The organism is Megasphaera sp. MJR8396C (assembly GCF_001546855.1).
Classification (GTDB): domain Bacteria; phylum Bacillota; class Negativicutes; order Veillonellales; family Megasphaeraceae; genus Megasphaera.
The window spans coordinates 72855-96998 of sequence record NZ_KQ958206.1 but is presented as its reverse complement, the minus strand read 5'-3'; the positions used below and the strand labels follow the sequence as shown (position 1 = coordinate 96998).

Annotated in this window: 20 protein-coding genes, 1 tRNA gene and 1 pseudogene; 3 read left to right on the top strand and 19 right to left on the bottom strand. The window is 52.1% G+C overall.

Annotated features, from left to right (window positions below):
* Positions 1-70: 70 nt before the first annotated feature.
* On the bottom strand, positions 71-1813 hold the full coding sequence (ade, locus tag HMPREF3201_RS09500) for an adenine deaminase (protein WP_062412829.1): 1743 nt from the start codon (positions 1811-1813) through the stop codon (positions 71-73).
* A 191-nt stretch (positions 1814-2004) separates the two neighbouring features.
* On the opposite strand from ade, the gene HMPREF3201_RS09495 reads away from it, so the two are divergent.
* Positions 2005-3399, top strand: a complete 1395-nt coding sequence (locus HMPREF3201_RS09495; protein WP_062412828.1) for an NCS2 family permease — start codon at positions 2005-2007, stop codon at positions 3397-3399.
* 375 nt (positions 3400-3774) lie between these two features.
* Positions 3775-4731 (top strand): hypothetical protein, encoded by a 957-nt coding sequence (locus HMPREF3201_RS09490; RefSeq protein ID WP_062412827.1) that lies wholly within the window; start codon positions 3775-3777, stop codon positions 4729-4731.
* A gap of 111 nt (positions 4732-4842) precedes the next feature.
* On the opposite strand, the gene HMPREF3201_RS09485 is transcribed toward HMPREF3201_RS09490, so the two are convergent.
* The 9 genes and pseudogenes from HMPREF3201_RS09485 to HMPREF3201_RS09445 all read right to left on the bottom strand — a co-directional run bounded on the left by HMPREF3201_RS09485 (position 4843) and on the right by HMPREF3201_RS09445 (position 12311).
* Positions 4843-5751, bottom strand: coding sequence for an HAD family hydrolase (locus HMPREF3201_RS09485; protein WP_062412826.1), 909 nt, complete (start codon positions 5749-5751; stop codon positions 4843-4845).
* A 48-nt stretch (positions 5752-5799) separates the two neighbouring features.
* The gene (rfbC, locus tag HMPREF3201_RS09480; protein ID WP_062412825.1) at positions 5800-6408 is read right to left on the bottom strand and encodes a dTDP-4-dehydrorhamnose 3,5-epimerase; all 609 of its coding nucleotides are present in this window, start codon (positions 6406-6408) and stop codon (positions 5800-5802) included.
* A 45-nt stretch (positions 6409-6453) separates the two neighbouring features.
* A complete protein-coding gene (rfbD, locus tag HMPREF3201_RS09475) occupies positions 6454-7356 on the bottom strand; it encodes a dTDP-4-dehydrorhamnose reductase (protein WP_062412824.1) in 903 nt (300 codons plus the stop codon).
* 19 nt (positions 7357-7375) lie between these two features.
* Positions 7376-8398 carry a dTDP-glucose 4,6-dehydratase gene (rfbB, locus tag HMPREF3201_RS09470; protein ID WP_062412823.1) on the bottom strand — a complete coding sequence of 341 codons (1023 nt, stop codon included), beginning with the start codon at positions 8396-8398 and terminating at the stop codon, positions 7376-7378.
* A gap of 60 nt (positions 8399-8458) precedes the next feature.
* Positions 8459-9343: a glucose-1-phosphate thymidylyltransferase RfbA gene (rfbA, locus tag HMPREF3201_RS09465; RefSeq protein WP_062412822.1), complete on the bottom strand. Its 885-nt coding sequence runs from the start codon at positions 9341-9343 to the stop codon at positions 8459-8461.
* Between the two features lie 385 nt (positions 9344-9728).
* Positions 9729-10019, bottom strand: a complete 291-nt coding sequence (gene cas2 / locus HMPREF3201_RS09460) for a CRISPR-associated endonuclease Cas2 (RefSeq protein ID WP_062412945.1) — start codon at positions 10017-10019, stop codon at positions 9729-9731.
* Between the two features lie 8 nt (positions 10020-10027).
* Positions 10028-11059 (bottom strand): annotated as a pseudogene (gene cas1c / locus HMPREF3201_RS09455) (type I-C CRISPR-associated endonuclease Cas1c).
* Positions 11056-11712, bottom strand: a complete 657-nt coding sequence (cas4, locus tag HMPREF3201_RS09450; RefSeq protein ID WP_062412944.1) for a CRISPR-associated protein Cas4 — start codon at positions 11710-11712, stop codon at positions 11056-11058. Before cas4 ends, cas1c begins: the two are co-directional and overlap by 4 nt.
* Positions 11713-11825: 113 nt before the next feature.
* Entirely contained in the window at positions 11826-12311 is a 486-nt protein-coding gene (locus tag HMPREF3201_RS09445; RefSeq protein ID WP_062412821.1) for a hypothetical protein, read from the bottom strand.
* 379 nt (positions 12312-12690) lie between these two features.
* Here HMPREF3201_RS09445 and HMPREF3201_RS09440 point away from each other — a divergent pair, with 379 nt between their 5' ends.
* A complete protein-coding gene (locus tag HMPREF3201_RS09440) occupies positions 12691-13026 on the top strand; it encodes a DUF6693 family protein (protein WP_062412820.1) in 336 nt (111 codons plus the stop codon).
* A gap of 290 nt (positions 13027-13316) precedes the next feature.
* Here HMPREF3201_RS09440 and HMPREF3201_RS09435 read toward each other — a convergent pair.
* The 9 genes from HMPREF3201_RS09435 to miaB all read right to left on the bottom strand — a co-directional run bounded on the left by HMPREF3201_RS09435 (position 13317) and on the right by miaB (position 23953).
* A tRNA-Ser gene (locus tag HMPREF3201_RS09435) sits at positions 13317-13405 on the bottom strand.
* Between the two features lie 220 nt (positions 13406-13625).
* Complete coding sequence (gene rsmA / locus HMPREF3201_RS09430; RefSeq protein ID WP_062412819.1) at positions 13626-14492, bottom strand: 16S rRNA (adenine(1518)-N(6)/adenine(1519)-N(6))-dimethyltransferase RsmA; 867 nt, start codon at positions 14490-14492, stop codon at positions 13626-13628.
* Positions 14493-15038, bottom strand: coding sequence for a ribonuclease M5 (gene rnmV / locus HMPREF3201_RS09425; protein WP_062412818.1), 546 nt, complete (start codon positions 15036-15038; stop codon positions 14493-14495). It abuts the gene before it with no gap.
* A complete protein-coding gene (locus tag HMPREF3201_RS09420) occupies positions 15031-16281 on the bottom strand; it encodes a methionine gamma-lyase family protein (RefSeq protein ID WP_172980529.1) in 1251 nt (416 codons plus the stop codon). Before HMPREF3201_RS09420 ends, rnmV begins: the two co-directional genes overlap by 8 nt.
* Positions 16282-16314: 33 nt before the next feature.
* Positions 16315-17241, bottom strand: coding sequence for a tRNA (adenosine(37)-N6)-dimethylallyltransferase MiaA (miaA, locus tag HMPREF3201_RS09415; protein WP_062412816.1), 927 nt, complete (start codon positions 17239-17241; stop codon positions 16315-16317).
* Positions 17229-18038, bottom strand: a complete 810-nt coding sequence (locus HMPREF3201_RS09410) for a class I SAM-dependent methyltransferase (RefSeq protein WP_062412815.1) — start codon at positions 18036-18038, stop codon at positions 17229-17231. The genes miaA and HMPREF3201_RS09410 overlap by 13 nt, the downstream gene beginning before the upstream one ends.
* Complete coding sequence (gene mutL, locus HMPREF3201_RS09405) at positions 18035-20017, bottom strand: DNA mismatch repair endonuclease MutL (protein ID WP_062412814.1); 1983 nt, start codon at positions 20015-20017, stop codon at positions 18035-18037. The genes HMPREF3201_RS09410 and mutL overlap by 4 nt, the downstream gene beginning before the upstream one ends.
* On the bottom strand, positions 20014-22587 hold the full coding sequence (gene mutS, locus HMPREF3201_RS09400) for a DNA mismatch repair protein MutS (RefSeq protein ID WP_062412943.1): 2574 nt from the start codon (positions 22585-22587) through the stop codon (positions 20014-20016). The genes mutL and mutS overlap by 4 nt, the downstream gene beginning before the upstream one ends.
* A 37-nt stretch (positions 22588-22624) precedes the next feature.
* Positions 22625-23953, bottom strand: coding sequence for a tRNA (N6-isopentenyl adenosine(37)-C2)-methylthiotransferase MiaB (gene miaB / locus HMPREF3201_RS09395; RefSeq protein ID WP_062412813.1), 1329 nt, complete (start codon positions 23951-23953; stop codon positions 22625-22627).
* Between the last annotated feature and the right edge of the window lie 191 nt (positions 23954-24144).

The window sequence follows — 24144 nt, the reverse complement described above, 5'->3', positions numbered from 1 at the left end:
TTGGGTATACTTTATTTCATTATAGCATATACCACTGTGTTTTTTCAAAGACAGGACACATCATTTAGTTTCAGGACAGTTCAACCGGGACAAAATCAAAAGCCTCGACGTCGAATAATCCCGTATCGAGTAATTTAAGTTTCGGAATGACCGGCAGGCTCATGAAGCACAAGGTCATGATGACATCGACGTCGGCACTGACGCCTAAGATACGGCGGGCCTTATCGTAAAGGTCATCCATGGCAGCGTCGACTTCAGCCGCCGGTTTATCACTCATCAATCCGGCAATGGGCAGCGGGATAGCCGCCAATACCTGGCCGTCGAGGATAGCAACCATGCCGCCCTTCTGTTTATCCAAGACTTCGACGGCAGCGGCCATGTCCTTGTTGCTGGCGCCAGTGACGATGATATTATGCGAGTCGTGGGCGATAGAAACGGCAACGGCTCCTTTTTTAAGGCCATAGCCGCGGAGCAGGCCGAGACCGACATTGCCCGTACCGTGATGGCGTTCGACGACGGCAACTTTAATGATATCGTCCTTTTCATCGAAGATGAAGTCGCCTTTTTCATCGCGGCGAATGTGAGCCTCCCCTTTTCCAGTCACGACGCCGCCGGGCATGATATCGATAGTCCGTACATGGTCGCTCTGTAAATGCATGACCAGCTTTTCTTCCGAGAAATCGGCAATCGTTACCGAACTGCCGACAGAACTATAATCAGCCCGCGTAAAGGGTCGGAGGTACTCACCGTTTTCAGCGACCTTCTGCCCTTCGATAAAGGTAGCTTTTACCTTGAAGTCCTTAAGATCTTCAAAGAGGACGATGTCGGCCCGTTTCCCCGGTGCCAAGGCGCCGCGGTCATCGAAGTGATAGCAGTCAGCCGCGTTTAAGGTGCCCATGGTGATGGCCGCTTCCGGCGAGAGACCGGCGGCGACGCAGAGCCGCAGATGTTCATTGAGGTGGCCTTTTTCAAAAATCGTCTTGGGATGAAGATCGTCGGAGCACAGGAGAAACCGCCTGAGGCTTGCCGGTGTCACGGCCTTAACGAGTTTCGGCAAATCGTGGCAGGCCGAACCGTTTCGCAGCAGGACATACATCCCGGACTGGACCCGTTCTTCGGCATCGCTTTTACTGAAGCATTCGTGGTCGGTCAGGATCTGAGCCGATATATAAGCCTGCAGGTCCTTGCCATGGACGCCGGGGCTGTGGCCATCAATCGGTTTTCCCGTGCCATAGGCCGTAATCAGTTTATCCAGCACGGCATCCTGTCCTTCAAGGATGCCCGGGCAGTTCATGAATTCACCAACGCCGAGGATGCGGTCATCGGCCAACGGCGCTTCCATATCCTTCGCTTCGAGGGTCGCCCCGCTGTGGTCAAAAGGCGTCGCCGGCACACAGGACGGCACCATAAAATGAATGTCGAGGGCCGTTTCGTCCGCAGCCTTCATCATGTAATCCAAGCCTTTCAAGCCGCAGACGTTGACGATTTCATGCGGGTCGGCAACGATGGTCGTCGTTCCAAAAGGTACGACCAGCCGGCCGAACTCTTCGGGACTGACGTAACAGGACTCGATATGGATATGGCTTTCGATGAGGCCTGGTGCAGCATAGGCCCCTTTGGCATCGATGACCGTCTTCCCCTCATAAGGACCGCCGACGCCGGCAATGACGCCATCGGAAACGACGATATCCCCCTTTCTCGTGGTCTGTGTATATACATCTACAATATGGCAATCTTTAATGACAAGGTCTCCCGGTTCAAGGCCCCGGGCCACAGCAATACGCCGCTTTAATTGATTCCGCGTCACTGTCATAATGTACCCCCTTATTTCATTAATATCATGTATTTTATCGTTCTGACTCATTGTACCATACAATGGCTTTTTTTGACAAAAGTATTGCCCAAATAGGCTAAAGCCCCTATAATGATAATATTCCATAATATCTGCTTGTCATTATTTATTATATTATATGGCAGAATTAAAAAAAGGAGTGTGAACAAGTTATGGAAAACCAACCGTCTTTTCTCGACCGTATTTTTCACCTTCGTGAAAACGGCACGACGGTCCGCACCGAAATCCTAGCTGGGATTACGACGTTTATGACTATGGCTTACATTCTGGCCGTCAACCCGACGATCATGAGCGCCGCCGGCATGGATAAAGGCGCCGTCTTGACGGCAACGGCCCTGGCCTCCCTCATCGGGACCTTGTGCATGGCCGTTTTTGCCAACTATCCCTTCGCCTTAGCACCGGGCATGGGGCTCAATGCCTTCTTTGCCTTTACCGTCGTACTGCAGATGGGCTACACCTGGGAAATGGCCTTGGCAGCCGTCTTCGTAGAAGGGATCATCTTCATCGTCTTGTCCCTGACCAATGTCCGCGAAGCGATTTTCAACGCCATCCCCATGACCTTGAAAAAGGCAGTATCTGCCGGTATCGGCCTCTTCATCGCCCTTATCGGCCTTTTGAATGCCCAGATCATCGTCGCCAATCCGGCAACGAAAATCGCCCTCTTCTCCTTTAAACAGTCCGCTGCTACGGGCACCTTCAATACTGTGGGCATCACGGTTCTCTTGGCCATGATCGGTATCATGTTTACCGGTGTCTTAATGGTCAAAAAGGTCCGCGGCAACATCCTCTGGGGTATCCTCTTCACATGGATTCTGGCCATCATCTGCGAACTGACCGGCCTCTACGTCCCCAATCCGGAATTAAAAATGTTCAGCGTCATCCCCGACCTTTCCGGCGGTGCCGCTGCCTTTACCCCGGCCAGCCTGAGCCCGATCTTTGGTCAGCTCGACTTCAGCCGCGTCTTCAGCCTGGACTTCTTAGTCGTCATGTTCGCCTTCCTCTTCGTCGATATCTTCGACACCTTGGGAACCCTCATCGGCGTATCGTCCAAGGCTAACATGCTCGACGAAAATGGCCGTCTGCCCCGCATCAAAGGCGCCCTCTTAGCCGACGCTGTGGCAACGACCGTCGGTGCCTTCATCGGCACCAGCACGACGACGACCTTCGTCGAAAGTGCTACCGGCGTCAGTGAAGGCGGCCGCACCGGTCTTACGGCGGTCTGCGTAGCCATCCTCTTCGCCCTGTCCCTCTTCTTATCGCCGTTCTTCATGGCCATCCCGGCCTTTGCTACGGCACCGGCCCTGGTCATCGTCGGCTTCCTCATGCTGACCTCCGTCGTCGGCATCGACTTTGACGACTTCAGCGAATCCATTCCGGCATACATTACGATCATTGCCATGCCTTTCTGCTACAGCATTTCAGAAGGTATCTCCTTCGGCATCATCTCGTATGTCTTCATCAACGTCTTGACCAACAAGCGGGAAAAGATTTCCCTGCTCATGTACATCCTAGCCGTCATCTTCGTATTAAAATATATCTTCCTCTAAGAAGATACATGAAAAAAGGCTGTATCCCGTGAAAACAACTCATGGCGTACAGCCTCTTTTTTTGTACAGAAAAATACCGTATCAGTCACACTTCACTCCCCATTAAGGTGCGACTACAACGGGGGACGAAAATCGCTCACCGGGACAAGTTTCAATCCACGCACCTGTTAAGGAGTGACTTCGAAAAGGTATTGTTTCGCTTCTTTCTTTTGTATCGAGGCCAATGATTCCCACTTCCATCCCTTATATGGCAGCTATTCGGGAAAGGAGCTGTGTTTTTCTATCAAAACCGTCCTATCGCTTTATTTTACGCCTTACATTCCTCAGCGGAATGGCTTATAATAGAAACATTCCAGCATTACGAGGAGTTTCATCATGAAAATCACGCAGATTCTCTATACAAATTCATTTTCGGGACTGTCCTGCCGCGGCGAAGAACGTTTCCTGCCTTACGGCGAAGCCATCTGTCTTGCCGGCCGCGCGATCCCGACGGCTCGATTATGGCAAAAGGTAAAAGATAATCCCGTCGTAACCTTTCCCGACCAGACAGGCGATATGGCCGGTCAGTGCCGGCTGACTCAGGAAAGCTTTACGCCGCGCAAGGCCGAGTATACCCTGCACCGCATCGACAATGGCGAAGCAAAGCGGATTGCCGTAATAACGATGGAGCAATTCACCCGGCCGACAGCAATCAAGGGCCACAAGGTCCGCGGCCGCATTGCCGTTACCGATACAGCCGTGCCTTCGGATACAGCCGAAGTCTTGAAACTGGCCGGGGCGCTCGATACGGCCGGTCAAATCGCCTTGGGGCTGGGACTGATACGACTCGTCTATAACGATACGCCGCCTGTCGCCGACGATGAAGCCGCCAGCCTGCGCGACGAATTGATACAGACCAAGGCAGCCTTTCAAGCCTTGCAGGAAAATTACGACGGCTATGTAAAGACCTTGGAGCAGTCCATCCAAGAATGGGAAGCCCGCTGTCCCCAAGAGGATTTAGAACAAGGTGCCTTCCCCCTGCCCGATGACTATACGGCACGCCTTGAAAAAGCCGCCGATGCCCTTACGGTCTGTGTTGCCGGCGGCAACGATTTGTGGCATGAAAAAATCAAGACTCGCTTTCCCGATTGGACGATTCTGGAAAACAAGAATTTCGACGGCCAAAAACTACATGGCGCCGACATCCTGATCATCAACACCAATCACACCGGCCACGCCCTAGTCCGAAAAGCCTGTCAACAGGCGGCCTCGCAAGGCACGATGGTCTGCTACACCAGCCGCTATAACCTAAACGCCGTCGCGGCCGACATCCTCTACGCCTTAGGCGAATGAGCCTCTGCCGTCAAAATACTATCCCGTACCCAATTTTACAGAACCAAAAAAAGTCCTTCATGAGCAAGCTTCGCACCTGCCTGTGAAGGGCTTTTTACTATCATCCTTTTATTAAACTAAGTGTTTCGGTGCCGACGAGATGGCGCCTTCGAGGCTTTCTTTTTCAGCAAAGTAGATGCGTCGTGCCATTTCATCGACTTTATGGGTCAGCCACATATAGGCCGTCGTCCCTTCGCGATAGTCCGCTTCGGCATACATATCGATGCGGCCGTCTTCGCGCAGCTGATTGACTTGTTGGAAGGCCGTATCATTTCCCTTGGGATAGATGGCAAAGGTCGCACCGCCGAATTTATTGATGACCGAAAAGGCCGGTACGTCACTGGGTCCGTCGGCAATGTAAATCATATTGGGGAAAGCCACGCGGCGATAGGCGTCGGACATCTTGGCGTTGACATCGATATCAGGACGCTGGGGAACGCCTTTGTTGATTTCAAACAGGGCCCGAGTCTTGGTCGTATTGTCGATGGTGTAGCCGATTTCACTGATGACCTTCTGCTGATTTTCGTCGACGTCCTCGATGAATTCACAGCCCCAAATCGCTTCGACATAAGGCATGACGGCCGACCCTTTGATAATGGCCAACATCCCCGTGCTGACGATATAGTGTTCTACCTTGATATTGTATTCCTGATAGCGGGGATTGTTTTCCACGACAGCTTTGAGGTTCTTAAAAATATCGGGAACGCCGGGATAATACTTCTGTTTTTGGCCAAAACCGCGGAGCTTTTCGTTGTTCAGACCCTTAAAAGTTCCTTTGCGCGTTTCGTTGATGAACTGATTCAAATAAATCGTATCGCCATTGACCCGGATGCCCTCTTCGGCGTATTTTGCCGGCAGGGCATTGACTTCTTTCCAAAACTCGGTCTTATCGATATGGTATTCTTCAAAAATCGGATCCTGCATATTTCCGTCGATGAGAGTCTTATCGAAGTCCCAAATGACGGCGATGATGTTCTGCATAGGCTTCACCTCGCTGCTGCCTCGAAGAAAAAGGGGCTTTACAATCGATTAAAAGGAAAAGGTGTCTTTCAGTCCCAACCATTTCTGGTCTTTGTCGCTCATCGTAAGGGGCGTCCCGTCAGCCAGGGTATAGCCGGCCGCACCGGAATTTCCGGGATAGCTGCCCTTCAGGCCGGGCCAGGCAATGCCGATTTCAGGATCGTTCCAAGCCATCCCGCCTTCATCGTTGGGATGCCAGAAATCATTGACCTTATAGCAAAATTCAGCGACGTCGCTGAGGACCAAAAAGCCATGAGCAAATCCTTCGGGGATGAGGAACTGCTTCTTATTCTCTGCCGTCAGTTCGACACCATACCATTTACCGTAAGTCTTCGATTGGCGGCGAAGGTCGACGGCAACGTCAAAAACGCTGCCCCGGACGGCGCGAACTAATTTGCACTGGGGAAACTGTTTTTGAAAGTGAAGGCCCCGCAAGACGCCTTTGGTCGACATGGACTGGTTGTCCTGAACGAAGTTGATATGAAAACCGGCTTCTTCCATATCCCGCTGATTATAAGTTTCCATAAAGAAGCCGCGGTCATCTCCGTGAACGGCCGGTGTAATGATGCAAAGGCCTTCAATATTTCCGACATTTTTTTCTACTGTAATCTGCCCCATGTATCTGTCTCTCCTTTGTATGCTCGTAAAACCCGTATCAGGCCATTACTGTAAATAGCGCTTCAAGGCGTCCTTCCAATCGGGAAGGGGCGTAAACCCGGCTTCGACGAGTTTCTTTCTGTCCAGGCGCGAATTGAAGGGCCGTTTAGCCTTCGACAAGCCGTATTCGGCCGTCGTAACGGGAACAACCTGAGTCGTATAGCCGGCTTGGCGATAGATTTCGCAGGTAAAGTCGTACCACGAAATGTAATCCCCTTCATTGGTCGCATGGTAGTAGCCGTATTTGTCGGTTTCAATCATATCGACGAGGAGGCGCGCCAAATCAAAGGTATACGTCGGCGTCCCGATCTGATCGTTGACGACGCGGACCGTATCGTGGGTCTTACCGACATTTAGCATGGTCTTGACGAAATTCTTGCCGTTCTTGCCGAAAACCCAGGCGATGCGGACGATGAAGTATTTTTCAAGAGTCTGGGATACGGCCAATTCTCCTTCAAGTTTAGTCTGTCCATAGACATTAAGGGGCTGGTAATCGCGGCAGTCCGGCTGCCAGGGCTCACTTCCCTGGCCATTAAAGACGTAGTCCGTGCTGAGATAGAGCATCTTGCAGTCTAACGCCTTACAAACATCGGCAATGTGCTGGGTCCCGCCGGCATTGACGGCGCGAACCTTATCGACTAAGCCGTCATCTTCGGCCATATCGACAGCCGTCCAAGCGGCGCAGTGAATCACGGCGTCAGGGCGGACCTCATGTAAGACCTGGGCGACAGCATCTTTATCCGTAATATCTAAAGGGCGATAGGGCGCCTTGGTGACAGCCGAGCCGTCGGCGATACCGCTGTAGGCAGGTGCCAAATCACTGCCGATTCCGACGTGGCCACGACGGGCTAATTCATTCATTACGTCATGTCCCAGTTGTCCGTTGACCCCGGTTACAAAAATTTTCATAGTATCTCCTTCATCGGTCTTAACCACGATGACCGTACATCTCTTGATAATAATTCTGGTATTCACCGGATACGATGGGCTGCCACCAATCCTTATGGTCTAAGTACCAGGCGATGGTCTTTTTGATGCCGTCGGCAAATTTCGTTTCCGGCAGCCATCCCAGTTCGTCATGAATCTTCGTCGGATCGATAGCGTAGCGGCGATCGTGCCCTTTGCGGTCGCTCACGTGCTGAATGAGGCTTTCGTCCTTCCCCAGTTCCCGGCAGATCAAAGTGACGATGTCGATGTTCTTCATTTCATTATGGCCGCCGACGTTGTAGACTTCGCCGACCCGACCTTTTTGGAGGATGAGGTCGATAGCCCGGCAGTGATCTTCGACATAGAGCCAGTCGCGGACATTGAGGCCGTCGCCGTAAACCGGAAGCGCTTTATCCTTCAAAGCGTTGATGATCATAAGGGGAATCAATTTTTCTGGGAAATGGTAGGGTCCGTAGTTATTGGAGCAGCGGCTGATGGTCACCGGAAGTCCGTAGGTTCGATGATAGGCCAAAACCAATAAATCAGCCGACGCCTTCGACGAGCTGTACGGGCTCGAAGCGTGAATCGGCGTCGTTTCCGTAAAGAACAGGTCCGGCCGATCTAAGGGCAAATCGCCGTAGACTTCGTCCGTCGAAACCTGGTGATAACGCTTGATGCCGTACTTGCGGCAGGCATCCATGAGGACTGCCGTACCCATGATATTCGTTTCTAAGAAAATCGAAGGATTTTCAATCGAGCGGTCGACATGGGATTCAGCGGCAAAATTGACGACCATACCGGGCTTTTCTTCTTCAAAGAGTTGATAGACGGCCTTGCGGTCGCAGATATCGGCTTTGACGAAGCGAAAATTCGGCTGGTCCATGACCGGCTGCAGCGTAGACAGATTGCCGGCGTAAGTCAATTTATCGAGGCAAATAATCCGATCTTCAGGATGTGTTTTTAACATATGAAAGACAAAATTAGAGCCAATAAATCCAGCACCGCCGGTGACGATGATATTCATGAAAAAGTTCCTCCCATTTCTCGATGTATTCGGTAAACAGCACGTCCTCGTGCCATGCAGTTATTCGTCGCGCAGGAAGCGGCCTTCGGCGACTTTTTTCAAATACTGCCCGTAAGGACTCTTGCCATATTTTTCAGCACTTTCTTCGAGGACTTCCTTGGTAATCCAACCATGACCATAGGCAATGTCTTCTAAGGCGGCGATTTGAATGCCGGCCCGATTTTCTACGGCCTTTACGAAAGACGAGGCCTCGCTCAGGCTGTCGACGGTTCCCGTATCGAGCCAGGCATAGCCCCGACCGAGGGTGACGACATCGAGTTTTCCCTTTTCCAAATAGATCTTGTTCAAGTCCGTAATTTCCAGTTCACCGCGGGCCGAAGGTTTGACCTGCTTGGCGTATTCACAGACATGGTGGTCATAGAAATAAAGGCCCGTTACGGCATAGTTTGACTTCGGCTGCTGCGGTTTTTCTTCGATAGAAATCGCCTTGCCTTCGCCGTCAAATTCAATGACGCCGAAGCGTTCCGGATCGTCGACGTAGTAGCCAAAAACGGTAGCCCCTTCATGCATCTTAGCCGCCTGCTGCAAGTGGCGGGTCAGGCCGGCACCGTAGAAAATATTGTCGCCGAGAATCATGGCGCAGGGTTCGCCGTCGATGAATTCTTCACCAAGAATAAAGGCCTGAGCCAAGCCATCAGGAGACGGCTGTACCTTGTAGCTCAAGTGGATACCATAATGAGAGCCGTCGCCGAGAAGGCGTTCAAAGTTGGGCAAATCCGTCGGCGTAGAAATAATCAAAATATCCCGAATCCCGGCCAACATCAACGTCGACAAGGGATAATAAATCATGGGCTTATCATAGACCGGCAATAACTGTTTCGACGTCACCGTCGTCAGCGGATACAGCCGGGTTCCACTTCCGCCAGCCAATACAATACCTTTCAAAAGATCACTCCTCACTAATACCTGTTAAGTATACCATATTTCACAATCCTTGCCCAACAAGGGAGATGTTTCCATTCAGACACCCGAAGGGGTGCGACGTGCCGTTATTGACGAATCTTGACGCATTACAAGTTTCAATCCACGCACCCGAAGGGGTGCAACTCTATAAGACGAAAATATGCGAAAGAATCGCCATGTTTCAATCCACACACCCGAATGGGTGCGACAGCAACATTCAATATTTTCTCCGTTATTATCGGGAAAAATTGGACTGCACTTCCACGGATATCCGAAATTATACTTTCTTCTCACCCTACTTTCGTTTTCTTACGCCCGAAAAAGCCACAAACAGGTCAAAAGGTCACGTTTGCTCTTCTTTCGCACCTTATATAATGAGTGTACTTTCGATATCATAAGCAGGCTTAGCCCCAACGTGTTTTACCTTCAATTCTTTCGTCTTTCCCAAGTAATAGAACCGCAGGCTGTCCGTCTCTTCTTCAATGATTTTGATCAACTTCAACTCCAAGGTTTTGCACTGAGCCGGATCGACTTTACATTCAAAGACAGAGTTTTGGACGCGCTGCCCATAATTCTGACAGACCTTGGCCACCTTTCGCAGGCGGCTTTTCCCGGCACTGTCGACGGTACTGATATCGTACGTGATTAAGACATACATGATCATCCCTACTTCCACATAAACGGCGGATATCCGTCTAAATCACCGCGCAGATATCGTGCCAATAATAACGCCTGTGCATGAGGAACGAGGCCCCATTTCATCTTTTCCTGTAAGAAGGGGTGCTGAATCGTTTCCTCTTTGTGATCGTGCCAATACGACAGGACTTTACGGCGCCCTTCATCGGTCAACAAAACGGCACCCCCGTCTTCCTCATAAAAGTCACTGCCCTTGATTTTCTTGGTATTGACCATGGCCAGGGCCGTGCGGTCCACCATGACTGGCCGCAGTTCTTCCATCAGATCCAAGGCCAGGGACTGGCGTCCCGGCCGGTCGCGATGCAAAAATCCTACGTAGGAATCGAGGCCCACGCCTTCTAAGGCCGCACCGGCATCGTTGGCCAGCATAGCGTATAAAAAGGACAGTAAGCAGTTCATTCGATCGAGGGGCGGCCTCCGGTTTCGCTCGGTAAAGAAAAAATCGTCTTTTTGATTCAGGATCATGGCATCAAAAACGGAGAAGTAAGCCGCTCCGGCCTGGCCTTCAATTCCCCGGATTCCGCCTAAATCAGAAGCCGACATCAGGGACTGGCAAGCATCCTTCATAAGGCACGATGTCTTTTGAAAATCCTCCAAGGGAATCCTCATCTCATGATCGCGCATCATCCGCTCCAATACCCAACGGCCGTTATAGAGTTTGCCTAAAATAAAGGCCCGCGCCAAAGGCAGACACTTTTCTTCGCTGTCAGATCAGCGATACTGCTCTTTTCGAAGGAGAACGTTGCCGTTGCTCTTACCAATGACCCGCGCCTGAAAACGCCCCTGAGGGGACATAAAATTCAGGGCAATGTTCATATCGGCACACTTCTTCATGAGGGCCGGGCTGGCGCCCAAATAGCTGAAAGTCGTGATTTGCTCAAAATTATGGAGGGGGAATCGAGCCAAGGCGGCCTGATCTTTCAATACGACGATGTTTTCCCCATCTAAAGAGAGGTAAACCCCGTCCGTCGTTACAAAAAGTGTATTCAATAAAGGCTTCATTCTACCAGCCTCTTTTCTAAATAATCTTGAACAGAAGTATCCTCTTTTAATTTCGGCAGGCAAACATTCGCTAAGGAACACTTTCGACAGCCCTTGCGGCGCCGCACATTAGGCGTATAGCCGTTTTTAATATATTGGCGCATCTTGCTTAAAAGCTGCTGAGTCGTCTCCCGCTGCTGCTCGGAAAACACCGTTTTCTGACGACGCCTCGTTTCCCCGTAATAAATATAGCCGTAGGGAATGGTCGTACAAAACATATCTTCCAAACAAAGGGCCTGCAAGGCTAATTGCAGCACGTCTTCTTCGCCCTCCTTCGGCCGGCCCCGCTTGTATTCGATGGGAATCACTTCATAATTTCCCTCAAAGGAAGGGATAAAGACGCCGTCCTTCTTTTGATGAAATTCGACGATATCACAATCACCGGAGATGCCTAAAATCGGGGAATACACGCGCATGCCCCGTACGATAATCTTCTCCTTCCGCTTTTCCCGACTCATGGAATCGTGGGCCTTATCATGCAGGGCATGGCCGTCGACGGTCAAGACGTTTTCCTGCCACTGCCCTTCAAGATAGGCCAAAGCCCACTGCCGCGGACAGAAAGCAAAGTGCTGAATTTCGGCAATCTGTAAATACTCTTCTTCTTCATACCGCATAGCTTTCATTCGATCACCCGTTTCAAAACAAAAACAGCTTTTTTAATAACTTCGCCATAGACAGCAAAAAACCCTGCAACGTTCATTGCAGGGTTTGAGATTGCTATGAGAGATTAGTTATTGACGTGGGTTCTCCAGTATTCCGTTGCGCCTGTGACATCAGCGATTTTCCAGAATAAGCTGTCAAAGAAAGCCTGGTTGTTTTCCGTCATTTCCTGTCTGACGTTTACGCCATTATGCATGACGCGGTCGACGGAGATATAGCGTTCAGAGTTGCCCGTATAGGTCGAGAAAGTTACGTTGTACGGATCGAGCTGGCTGACAGCAACGTCGCCGCTGCCTTTTTTAACTTTATAAACCAATCCGCCTAAAGCAGGAACGCTGCTTTCACGGTTGGCAAAATAAGCGCTGGAAGGATCCAGATAGTAGTTACTGTCTTCATCGGAGCCGACAAACGGATAGGTTCCATATAAAGCGTCGGCGGAATAAGACGATTGACCGGCAGGAACGATCGTAGCGGCAAAAGAAGTCGACGACATAGGAAGTAAGACTGCGGCTAAAACCCAAAACATAGCAATTAAAATTCCTTTTTTCTGCATAGTAACATCCTCCATTTCCAGTTTTCAAATGATAACTAAAATTACTTTTTGTTATTATATCATAAAAAATATAGTCAGTCCAGCCGAAATTGTAGCTGCTATGAAGGCTTTCATGAGGTTTTTACGTAGATATGACACAAATAATACCTGTTATTGATTGTTTGTCGAAGCGCTGTGATTCGCTTATGGTACAGGGGTGATTGGAAATGGCTGCCGCCTTGACTACGCACTAAGATTTTGCATAAACGGTATAATAAAGTCAAAAATTTGGTATAATAGAAACAGTGAATGTATCCGGTTTAGGGAATAATCAGCTTCCCTCCCCTTCCGGGGCAGATGGCTCTCATGACGCCAAATAAAAAGAAAGCAGGTGTTATCTATGAATGGTTCAAAAGAATCTCAGTTCGAAGGCTCGGTATTCGGTTTTATCGGTTACTACCTGATAATGAGCCTCTTGACGATCGTCACCCTTGGCATCGCCTATCCTTGGGGATACGTAATGTTCCAAAGCTGGCTCTGCCGCAATACGATTATCGACGGCCATCGCCTCTACTTCGACGGGACGGGAACCCAGCTTTTCGGCAACTACATCAAATGGTGGTTCTTCACCTTGATTACCTTTGGCATCTACGGATTCTGGCTATACAATAAAATGACCGCTTGGCGTGTCAAGCATACCCACATGGTACCGTCAGAAAATGGTATCGACGCCTGATAAGAAGACAGGAGGATGGTCTCGCAACCATCGAAAGGCCATCAAAAAAAGCCGCGAGTCCCTCAGAAAGGCTCACGGCTGGAAACCATCGAATCGCCGTCACAGATGGAGTGACGGCGATTACGAGATACGTAACCAAATCTCGACGATGAATATATATCTCGCTAAAGAAGGCATCTCCGATGGCAAATGCAGGAAAAAACGCATAAGGGTATATTTCCTCACATCACAATCAATGAGACGATAAAAAAGAACCGCATGGATAAGCGTATCCATGCGGTTCTTCGTTATGGCGGAGCGGGTGGGATTCGAACCCACGAGACCTTTCGGCCTAACTGATTTCGAGTCAGCCCCGTTATGACCACTTCGATACCGCTCCACAAAAGACTTAATTAGTATATCACGGCACATACTATTCGTCAAGTAATTTTCAGGTAATTCCCCCGCTTCGACAGAAAATGCGCTTGCAAGGAGTCTTTACCAGCACGCTTCCTTGGGGTGGAAGAGGTCCGATCCCTATGAAGGAGATTATCTTAGCTCCTTCATGGGGAATCCGTCTGCCATAATTTATGGCAGCGTGACCTTTTTTTAATTTTGCCTTAGAAACTTTCACCCTTCGTCGTTTTTACCCAATAGTTGGCAATGTCAGCAAATTCTTGGAGCGACAGGGTTTCACCGCGGCGCTGGCCGTCGATACTAGCCGCTTCCAGGACCTTGGCGATCTGTTCTTTGGCCATGCCCGTATTTTTCAAAGCGTTGGACAAGGTTTTCCGCCGCTGCTGGAAGGCGGCTTTGACGACGCTGAAGAAGCGTTTTTCGTCGGTCAATTCGACGGGCGGTTCCTTACGGACGTCCATGGCGACGACGGCGGACGTCACTTCCGGCGCCGGCATGAAGCATTTCGGTGAGATTTCAAAGAGCATCTTGGGCTCCGTATAATATTGAACCGACACCGACAAGGCCCCGTAGATTTTATGGCCCGGCACAGCTACCATCCGTTCGGCAACCTCTTTTTGGACCATAACGACGATGCGCTCGATGGGCAGCTTCTGCTCTAAGAGCTTCATGATGATCGGCGTCGTAATGTAATACGGGAGATTAGCGCAGACTTTGAAAGGCTTGTGATTCATGAGGCTTTCAATATCCGTACGCATGATATCGCCGTGGACGACGCGGACGTTGTCGTAGTGCTCCAAGGTCTTGTCGAGGACCGGCAGCAGATGGTCGTCCAATTCGACGGCGGTTACGGCGGCCCCCGTTTCGGCCAAAGCCTGGGTCAGGGTTCCGATACCTGGACCGATTTCAAGGACGGGATCGCCTTCTTCAAGATCAGCCGCATCGGCGATATCGTCGACAACACTGTGGCGAATGAGGAAGTTCTGCCCCAATTTTTTATTCATGCGCAGGCCAAAGCGGTTGACGACGTAGCGGACGACGTCGGGATTCGATAAGTCGACTTCTTTCATTTATTTCACCTCATCAATCTGGCGGATAGCCTGATCCCACTCTTGGCGGGTAACACCGTAATGATTCAATCGTTTCAAAAACTGCTTGGCATTGCCGTAACCGATGCCGAGAATGGCCCCGACTTCAGCCCTGCGGTCGCTGGCATCAGAACTGCCGTTGAGGCCGGCTCCCGTAAGGTCGCTCATGGAAAAAGTCTCCTGCGGCTCATAAGCGGCGCAGCGAACCTTGGACAAGGCCAATCGGATAGCTTCAGGCGATGCCTGTTCGACGCCGAGGTCGTCGTTGGCGATGGCGTCTTTTCGGGGAATAAAGGCATGCTTGGCGTTGGGAAAGCGGTCGGTCAGAAACTTTCGGATCTGTTCCCCGGCCCGATCGGGGTCGGTCAGGATGATGATGCCCCGCTTTTCATAGGCGCAGCGAATCTGTTCCAGCGTATGGGGTTTTAAATTGAACCCGTCGGTCGTAATCATATCGACATCGATCTGACTGGCCCGGATGCGGGCGACGTCAGACCGGCCTTCGACGACCAGGACTTCCTTAATCATGAGCCGCTCCTTCCCGGTGTTCGGCAATGTACTGGGCAGCGCTCAAGATAGCCAGTACGTTGTGTTCAAAGACGATGCCCCCTTGGAGGTAAATCATGTAAGGGTCGCGGATGGGGCCGTCGGCCGAAAGCTCAATGGACGAGCCCTGGACGAAGTCACCGGCTGCCATGATGATTTTATCGGCATAGCCCGGCATGTCATCCGGAATGGGCGTTACATGGGCATCGACGGGCGAAAAGCCCTGGATTCCTTGGCAAAAGAGGCACATATTCTGTTCGTTTTCTAAATAGATGGTCTGAATCAAATCGACGCGGGGCGTCGTAACGGCCGGCGACACGCGGAAACCCATTTTTTCAAAGACCGCTGCTGCAAAGACAGCCCCTTTGATGGCCTGAGCCGTAACGTGGGGAGCCATGAAAAAGCCCTGGAAGAAGAGGCGATAACCGGCGGCATAAGAACCGAGTTCATCGCCAAGGCCCGGCGCCGTCAGGTAATCGGCTGCGGCTTCGACCAGTTCGGCCTTGCCGGCGATATAGCCTCCCGTCGGAGCAATGCCGCCGCCGGGGTTCTTGATAAGCGAACCGGCAATGATATCGGCACCGGCTTCAATCGGTTCCCGTTCCGCAGCAAATTCACCGTAGCAATTATCGACGAAGCAGATCGTCTTGGGGCTGACCTTGCGGACGACGGCGATAATCTTTTCAAGGTCTTCAATGGTAAGCGATGCCCGTGTGCTGTAGCCGCGAGAACGCTGGATGAGGACCAGTTTCGGCTGCTTGGCCGCTACCTGCTGTTCGATACCGGAAAGGTCGTAAGAGTTGTCCTTCAAGGGTACTTCTTCATAACCGACGCCGATTTCTTTCAAAGAGTGCGGCGTATGGCGGGCATAGCCGATGACACCCTGCATCGTGTCGTATGGGGCGCCGACGAGGCTCATCATGAGGTCGCCCGTGTGCAGGAGCGACAGTAAGACCGTCGCCAAGGCATGGGTTCCCGATACGAAGTGGGGCCGTACCAAGGCTTTTTCAGCCTTAAAGACCCGGGCAAAGACTTCATCGAGTTTTTCCCGGCCCATGTCGCTGTAGCCGTAGCCCGACGTGCCGGCGAACTGGTAGGAAGAAATCTGCGCTTCCTTATAGGCTTTCAATACCTTTTCCGTATTTTTCAAACAAATGGTGTCAATGCGTTCAAACTGAGGGGCACAGAGTGCCAGTGCTTCTTTTCGTAATGCTTCTAAATCCAGAGACAATGTAATTGATTCCTTTCTATCTATAAGCTAAAGATCGATATCTGCTAAGACGGCAGCTATCAATGCTTGTTCGTTTTCATAGTGATCTTTATCATACCAGTGAATATAAGGCATCCGCTTAAACCAGGTCAGCTGGCGCTTGGCAAAATGCCGCGTCCGGGCCTTGATCTGAAAGACCGCATCCTCAAGGGTCATGGTGCCGGTCACATACCGGGACAGTTCCTGATAGCCGATGGCTTTCATGGCCTGAGAATCCGGCGAAATGCCAATGCTTAAAAGGTGGCGGACTTCGTCGATCCAGCCCGCTTCTACCATGATGTCGACCCGTTTTTCAATGCGGTCGTACAAGACCTCCCGGGGCAGGCGCAGGCCGATGACATAGGCGTCATAGACGAGGTCATGAGCCTTGCCCTGGCGGACGAAAGACCGTCCCTCCCCTTGCTCGATGGCGCTGACCAGCCGCGTCAAGCGGTGGGTATTGGACAGGAGTTCATGCCAATCAGGCGGCTCCCAATCCGTTTCCTTTCGAATATAGGCTTTGAGATTCTCTCTGTCAAGGGAGTTCAGCTTCTCCTCGGCCTGCCGTTTATCGGCTGCGGTCATCCGCGAGGCCTGAAAATCGTAGCCTTCGAGAAGGGACTGGACGTAGAGTCCTGTCCCTCCGACGAGGATGGGGATGTTCCCTTCCCCATTTATTTTCGTAATGGCCGCGCCTGCCATGCGGCAGAATTTAGCCGCTGAATAAGGTTCGTCCGGACCTGCGATGTCAATCAGGTAATGGCGGTACTGAGCCAGTTCGTCGGCCGTCGGCTTAGCCGTACCGATATCCATATGGCGATAAATCTGATAGGCATCGCCGGAAATGAGGTCGGTCCCGTAGTGGTCGGCCAGGGAAAAGCTAAGGGCCGTCTTCCCTACCGCCGTCGGGCCGATGATGGCAATTACTTTTTCCATGATTCACACTCCAATACGGCATAGCCAATGTGACTGTATTTGCCGCCATACAACTTTACGGTCGGAAAATCCCGGCACAGTTGGCGAAAATCCCGTTCTTTGATGACCACCCGGCGCCGCGCTTTCAAAAGGGCCCGTTCAATGAGGTCCGGCGTGAGGCTGCCGTGATCCATGATGGCCCGCACGGGCTGGAACTGACAGCTCCCTTCGACGGGGCGCTGGAACATGGGGTCAAAGTAGAGGACATCGTAACGAGGCTCGTCATCCCCTTTAAGATATTGGCGATAGTCGCCGCAGCGAAGAGAAATGCGGCGCAGGGCTGCCGTCACGTCGGCTTTGTCGTGGACGAAATGGGAAAATCCCCAGGAGGTCACAGCCGCCAACAGGGGCGACACTTCTAAGGCATGAACCGTCGATCCTTCAGGCAGGCCGAAGGAGGCAACGATGGAGTCGGCACCAAAGCCGCAGGTGCAGTCGAGGACCGATAAGGGCTCTTTCGACGGAACCCCGCCTTGAAGGGCCGTCAACAAGTGATCCGCTTGTCCTTTTCGGATGTGCTGGGTCCGGAGTTCAGCCATATTGAGGCTGAAAAAATGGCTTCCTTCCGGGCGGTCGATCTGCGGTCCCCGTGACGAGTAGACGAGGAAATTCTCTCCATAGTCCGCCATCAAATCGGAGATGGTCCGCTTGCGCCGCGGCACAAAGGAAAAGCCCTGTCCTTCGGCCCAGGCTCTTCCCTCGTTTTGCAGTTTTTCTTTGGCCTTCAAAGAAGGCACGACATAGATATTTCTACTCATGTCCGTTTAAAGAGATGGGCCAATTCTTTCGGCGTAAAGCGGATGATAATCGGCCGGCCATGGGGGCAGACATAAGGTTTTTCCGTGTGGAACAGGTCGTCTAAGAGCTGCTTCATCTGGCGGATATTGAGCTGGTCTCCGGCCTTGACGGCGCCGTGGCACGAAAGGTAGGCCAGTGAGCGGTGGCGAACCATGGCCTTATCGGGCTCTTTCTGATCGTGCAGGAGCTGGCAGATATCCTTCAGGGAATCGGCGATATCGCCATTTTGTAAGTCGCAGGGCACTTCTTCGATGCGAAGGGTCGAGGGACCGGCTTCAGAGTAGGCATAGCCCAAATCGGTAAAGATATCCTGCCGTTCTAAGAGGAGTGTCATGTCGTCGCCGTCGACTTCGATGAATTCCGGCGTCAGCAGCTGCTGGCTCGGCATCCGTTCGACGCGGCGGCAGAAGGTATCGTAGCGAATCCGTTCGTGGGCCGCATGCTGGTCGACGATATATAAGTCCTGTCCTTTTTTAGCGACGATGAAGCAGTCAGCGACGACGCCGAGGGGAATGAAGACGTCGTCATCGCCTTCAAAGACGATTTTGGGTGCTTCTTCATTTGGCATCTCAACGGGTGCATCCACAGCGCCCCCACCCTGACCGTGCTGGGCCAGGGCCTCGGAAAAGAGGCGGCTGCTGTCGCTCGAACGAACCGGTGGTTCATACGTCCGTTCTTGGCGAAGCGAGGCCGATGCAGGACGGCTGGTAAAAGAAACGGCCGGACTCGGTTCTTCCCGCAGGGAATTCCTTTCGGCTGCGGAAGGGCCCTTGTCGACCGTAAACAGTGTCGCAGCCTCAGGCAAAGGTGCTGCCGACACCGGCGAAGAGGTTCCTGAGGTCGGGGCCGAATGGGGCGCGGCAATGTGAAATTCCTGAACGCCCGGCGCTGCCACCGTCTTTTCTTCTGACGGCGGTTCAATCGTCTTGGCCATGTCTTCCGGCTTTTCCTGCTCGACGAGGGCCGTTACGATGCTGCGGTAGATGGCCCGGTAGACGGCCTGTTCGTCGGAAAATTTGATTTCCGTCTTGGCCGGATGAACGTTGACGTCAATGGCCGCCGGGTCGACGCGGAGATGGAGCATGGCAAAGGGATAGCCTGATTTGGGCAGCATGGCGTGATAGGCATTGTCGATGGCCTTGAACATCAAGGGGTTGTGGACGATGCGCTGGTTGACGATGCAGGTCTGCCAACCGCGGTTGCTCTTTAAGACCGACGGCTTTCCAACATAGCCTTCAAGGGTAATGCCGTCAGTTTCACCGGTAACGGCAAAGACTTCCCGAGCCACTTGGGCGCCGTAGATGTTGGCAATCGTTTCCTGCAAATCACCGGTACCGCCGGTCTTCATCGTCGTCCGGCCGTTATTGGTAAAGGTAAAGGCAATGGACGGATTGGCTAAGGCCAATTTGGTCACCATTTCGGAAATCTTGGAACTTTCCGTCCGTTCGCTTTTTAAGAACTTCCGCCGTGCCGGCGTGTTGTAAAAGAGGTCGCTGACTTCCATCGTCGTCCCGACCGGAGCGCCGGCCTGGTCTTCTGACGTAATGACGCCGCCGTCGAGGAGGAGGTGCGTCGCAAAGTCGTCGCCTTCCTGACGGGTCGTGATCTGCATATGCGATACGGCAGCGATGCTGGGCACGGCTTCTCCGCGAAAGCCCAGGGACGTAATGGAAAAGATATCTTCGACAGAACTGATCTTACTCGTCCCGTGACGGATGATGCATTTTTTTGCGTCTTCGGCGCTCATGCCACAGCCGTCGTCGGTGACCCGCATATAGGACTGGCCGCCGTCGGCAATTTCCACCTCAATGGCACTGGCGCCGGCGTCGATGGCGTTTTCGACGAGTTCTTTGATGCACGACGCCGGCCGTTCGACGACTTCACCGGCAGCGATTTTATTGCGCGTAGCTTCATCTAAGACATGAATGATTGAACTCAATGGACTCCACTTCCTTCTTTGGCATCTTTTTGCAGACTATATAAGAAAGAAATCGCTTCAATAGGCGTCATGCTGCTGACATCGACGCCCAAAAGTTTATCGATGACGGGGCTTGAAAAGAGACTGTCCCCCATGGGTGACGGTTCCTGCACGACCGGTCTTTGGGCCGGCACCGTTCCGCCCCCTTCGGTTTCCAGTTCTTCGAGGATGACGTCAGCCCTCTTTAAAAGGCTTTCCGGAAGGCCGGCCAGGCGTGCGACATGGAGGCCGTAGCTGCGGTCTGCCCCGCCGGGGATGATGCGCCGCAGGAACTTGATGTGTTTCCCCCGTTCCTTGACGGCGACGGTGTAATTTTTTATCTTCGGCGAATCATCGGCCATGGCGATGAGCTCGTGATAATGGGTGGCAAACAAGGTCAGGCCATGGACATTTTTCAGGCAGTATTCGATAACGGCCCGAGCGATGGACATGCCGTCAAAGGTACTCGTCCCGCGGCCGATTTCATCGAGGATGAGCAGGCTGCGGTTCGTGGCGTGTTTTAAGATGTAAGACACTTCTTTCATTTCCACCATAAACGTACTCTGACCGGTCAAAATGTCGTCGCTGGCGCCGATACGGGTAAAGATGCGGTCCACCGGGCAGATAGAGGCTTCCTTAGCCGGAATGAAGGAGCCGGCCTGAGCCATGAGAACCAACACGGCAACTTGGCGCATATACGTCGATTTACCGGCCATGTTAGGACCGGTGATAACCAGGATTTCATGGTCATCGTGATTGAGGTTGACGTCGTTGGGGACGAAGAGTTCATCTTTCAGATACTGTTCGACAATGGGATGGCGGCCGTCCTTGATGCGAATGGCGGCCTTGGTATTGAGGGCCGGCCGGACGTAGCGGTTGTCATAGGCGGCAGAGGCCAAACTGTACAGGCAGTCGACGCGGGCAATGGCCCGGGCCGTTTCCTGCATGGCCGGGATGTGCTCCTGGATCTGACGGCGGATGTCACCGAACAATTTATATTCTAATTCTAACATCCGTTCCTGACTGGTCAGGGCTTTGATTTCAAATTCCTTCAACTCCGGCGTAATGTAGCGTTCGGCATTGACCAAGGTCTGCTTGCGCACGTAGTAGTCGGGAATAGGCTTGGTGTTGGCATGGGAAATTTCAAAGTAATAGCCAAAGACCTTGGTATAGCCGATTTTGAGCTTAATACCGGTCTTTTCTTTTTCCGCTTCTTCGAGCTGCTGCAAAAAGGCATGGCTGTTGGCGGCAATGGAACGGATTTCGTCGAGGTCCGGCGAAAAGCCGTCGCGAATAACGCCGCCGTTGCGGATGACCAGGCCCGGTTCGTCCTTGATGCCCCGGCACAAGAGATCGTAGACGTCGTCATGGGTTTCAAGGCGGTCGTTCAAGCTGTGCAGTAAATCGGCCTCAGCACCCGCTAAGACGTCTTTCAGCTGGGGAATGACGGCTAAGGATTCGCGCAGGGCCACCATATCCTTCGGCGTCGCCGTCCCCGTTTCGATGCGCGTCAAAATGCGTTCGAAATCGTAAATCCGGTCGAGGACGTCAGAGAGGTCCTGGCGCATGATTTCGTGGAGGACCAAATCTTCTACGGCATCTTGGCGCCTTGTAATGTCGGCGATGCGGATGAGCGGCGCTTCGAGCCACTTGCGAAGCAGCCGTCCGCCCATGGCCGTATTGGTCTTGTCGAGGACGTCGAGGAGGGTTCCCCTTCGGCCGCCGTCGCGGACGTTCTGGGTGACTTCCAAATGACGCAGACTGGCAGCGTCGATGACCAATCGCCGTTCATTGTCGATGTGTTCTAACGAATTGATATGTGAAATGTCGGACTGCATGACGTCGCTGACATAAGCCAGGAGCATGCCGATGCAGGCGCCGGCTCGAGACGCAGCGGCAAAGGCCTCGGCCGCAAAATAAGGCTTGGCTTGTTCTCGATAATCGACGCTGTCATCGACGACAAAAGCCGTCACCGTGCACTGGCTAAGGTGCCCCTTCAGGTACTGCTGCACCTTTTCCATATACTCACCCATGTTGGCATAGATCAGTTCGCTCGGTTCATAGACGGCAAGGATATCGAACAGCACGTCGCCCATCTCAGATGCGGCGCAGTCGGCCCACAGGCACTCGCCAGTCGTGACGTCGGTCAAGGCAATGGAAATGATGCCGTCACTTGCGGTCAGGCAGCCGATATAGTTGTTCTGTTTCGAAGCTACGGCATTTTCAAGGGTAATCGTCCCCGGCGTAATGACCTTGATGATCTTCCGCTTGACGATGCCCTTAGCGAGTTTCGGATCTTCTATTTGCTCACAAATGGCAACCTTATACCCTTTATGGACCAAGCGCTCGATATAGGACTCGGCCGAATGGAAGGGGACGCCGCACATCGGAATTTTTTCCTTGTTGCCGCCGGCCCTGCCGGTCAATGTCAAATCGAGTTCCCGCGACGCCGTCAAGGCATCGTCAAAAAACATTTCATAGAAGTCGCCGAGGCGGAAAAAGAGGATCTTGTCCTGACACTGCTCTTTGACTTCCATGTACTGCTCCATCATGGGCGTTAATTTTTTCCCTGCCAAAGTCTCACCTTCCTTAGTGTACTAAGTGGCCTTTGAGAACCCAGGTCTGTCCTTTATCGACGGCAACGGGGACGGTATCGCCGATGGCAACAGTTCCGTCATTTTCCCAGATAATCATCTTATTGCCCGTCGTCCGGCCAAACCAATGATGGGCGTCATTTTTCGTCGGACCTTCGACGATGACGTCGTAGACCTGGTTCTCCATTTCTTTATTTTTCTGCAAGCTGTATACGTTTTGGACATCCATCAGGCGCTGCAGGCGGCGGCTCTTTTCTTCCTGAGGAATCTGGCCATCCATCGTCGCTGCCGGCGTTCCCGTCCGCGGCGAGTAGATGAAGGTATAAGCCATATCGTACTGGACCCGTTTTAAAAGGTTCAGCGTATCCTGGAACATGGCTTCCGTTTCTCCGGGGAAACCGACGATGATATCCGTCGTCAGGACCAAATCAGGCATGCGCTTTCTGGCGTAGTCGACGAGTTCCAAATAATGCTCCGTCGTATAGCCGCGGTTCATCTTCTTTAAGAGCTCATCGGATCCACACTGGATGGGAAGATGCATGTGATTGACGATCTTTTTGCTGTCGGCAATGGCGTCGATCATGGCAAAGGTCATGTCCTTAGGATGGCTGGTCATGTAGCGGACCCGTTCGATACCGTCAATGTCATCGACGGCCTGAACGAGTTTCGAAAAGTCCGTACCGTCCTTTAAGTCGAGGCCGTAGGAATTGACGTTCTGCCCGAGAAGGGTAATTTCCTTGTAGCCTTCGGCGGCGACCTTCTTGATTTCTTCGACGATGGCTTCGATGGGACGGCTCACTTCACGGCCCCGGACGTAGGGAACGATGCAGTACGTACAGAACTTATTGCAGCCGTTCATAATGGGGATCCAGGCAAAGAAGTTTTGAAAGCGCTTGACGGGCATGTCGTGAAAGGCCGGCAGGCTCATATCGGCTTCCATGTAATGGTCCTTTTTGCTGTTTCGCTTTTCAATGAGCTCGATGAGCTTGTGGATGTTGTGGGTCCCGATGACCAAGTCGATATGGGGCGCCCGCTTAAAGAGCTTATCCTGCCATTCCTGGGCCATGCAACCGGTGATGGCAATGATGAGGTCCGGATTTTTGGTCTTTAAATGCTTGAATTCACCGATTTTCCCCAAGGTCTTATCTTCTGCCGTTTCCCGGACGCAACAGGTGTTGACCAAGATGACGTCGGCCATATCGAGGTCTTCCGTATGGTGGTAGCCTAAGGCTTCGAGCTGTCCTGCATAGTGCTCACTGTCAGACACATTGGCCTGACAGCCGTAGGATATAATATGATAAAATTGATTGCGCTGAAAATCCATGTATGTCTCTCCATTTTTATAAAATCGTAATTTAGGTTTACATTACATGATAGCATATATCAGTATCCTGTGGCAAGAAAAAAGGAAGGGCCCCCTTTCCTACCAGATGTGCCGCCTCCCCGCTCCGTAAAGCGATCTGAGGACCGAAAAAACCCCTATAAGCCGGGCGCGACTTATAGGGGCAAATTCCC

What these genes read in the sequence shown, in the direction of transcription:
- ade (WP_062412829.1), bottom strand. Translation starts at nt 1,813, where the DNA reads ATGACAGTGACGCGGAATCAATTAAAGCGGCGTATTGCTGTGGCCCGG.
- HMPREF3201_RS09495 (WP_062412828.1), top strand. Translation starts at nt 2,005, where the DNA reads ATGGAAAACCAACCGTCTTTTCTCGACCGTATTTTTCACCTTCGTGAA.
- HMPREF3201_RS09490 (WP_062412827.1), top strand. Translation starts at nt 3,775, where the DNA reads ATGAAAATCACGCAGATTCTCTATACAAATTCATTTTCGGGACTGTCC.
- HMPREF3201_RS09485 (WP_062412826.1), bottom strand. Translation starts at nt 5,751, where the DNA reads ATGCAGAACATCATCGCCGTCATTTGGGACTTCGATAAGACTCTCATC.
- rfbC (WP_062412825.1), bottom strand. Translation starts at nt 6,408, where the DNA reads ATGGGGCAGATTACAGTAGAAAAAAATGTCGGAAATATTGAAGGCCTT.
- rfbD (WP_062412824.1), bottom strand. Translation starts at nt 7,356, where the DNA reads ATGAAAATTTTTGTAACCGGGGTCAACGGACAACTGGGACATGACGTA.
- rfbB (WP_062412823.1), bottom strand. Translation starts at nt 8,398, where the DNA reads ATGAATATCATCGTCACCGGCGGTGCTGGATTTATTGGCTCTAATTTT.
- cas2 (WP_062412945.1), bottom strand. Translation starts at nt 10,019, where the DNA reads ATGTATGTCTTAATCACGTACGATATCAGTACCGTCGACAGTGCCGGG.
- cas4 (WP_062412944.1), bottom strand. Translation starts at nt 11,712, where the DNA reads ATGCGGTATGAAGAAGAAGAGTATTTACAGATTGCCGAAATTCAGCAC.
- HMPREF3201_RS09445 (WP_062412821.1), bottom strand. Translation starts at nt 12,311, where the DNA reads ATGCAGAAAAAAGGAATTTTAATTGCTATGTTTTGGGTTTTAGCCGCA.
- HMPREF3201_RS09440 (WP_062412820.1), top strand. Translation starts at nt 12,691, where the DNA reads ATGAATGGTTCAAAAGAATCTCAGTTCGAAGGCTCGGTATTCGGTTTT.
- rsmA (WP_062412819.1), bottom strand. Translation starts at nt 14,492, where the DNA reads ATGAAAGAAGTCGACTTATCGAATCCCGACGTCGTCCGCTACGTCGTC.
- rnmV (WP_062412818.1), bottom strand. Translation starts at nt 15,038, where the DNA reads ATGATTAAGGAAGTCCTGGTCGTCGAAGGCCGGTCTGACGTCGCCCGC.
- miaA (WP_062412816.1), bottom strand. Translation starts at nt 17,241, where the DNA reads ATGGAAAAAGTAATTGCCATCATCGGCCCGACGGCGGTAGGGAAGACG.
- HMPREF3201_RS09410 (WP_062412815.1), bottom strand. Translation starts at nt 18,038, where the DNA reads ATGAGTAGAAATATCTATGTCGTGCCTTCTTTGAAGGCCAAAGAAAAA.
- mutS (WP_062412943.1), bottom strand. Translation starts at nt 22,587, where the DNA reads ATGATGGAGCAGTACATGGAAGTCAAAGAGCAGTGTCAGGACAAGATC.
- miaB (WP_062412813.1), bottom strand. Translation starts at nt 23,953, where the DNA reads ATGGATTTTCAGCGCAATCAATTTTATCATATTATATCCTACGGCTGT.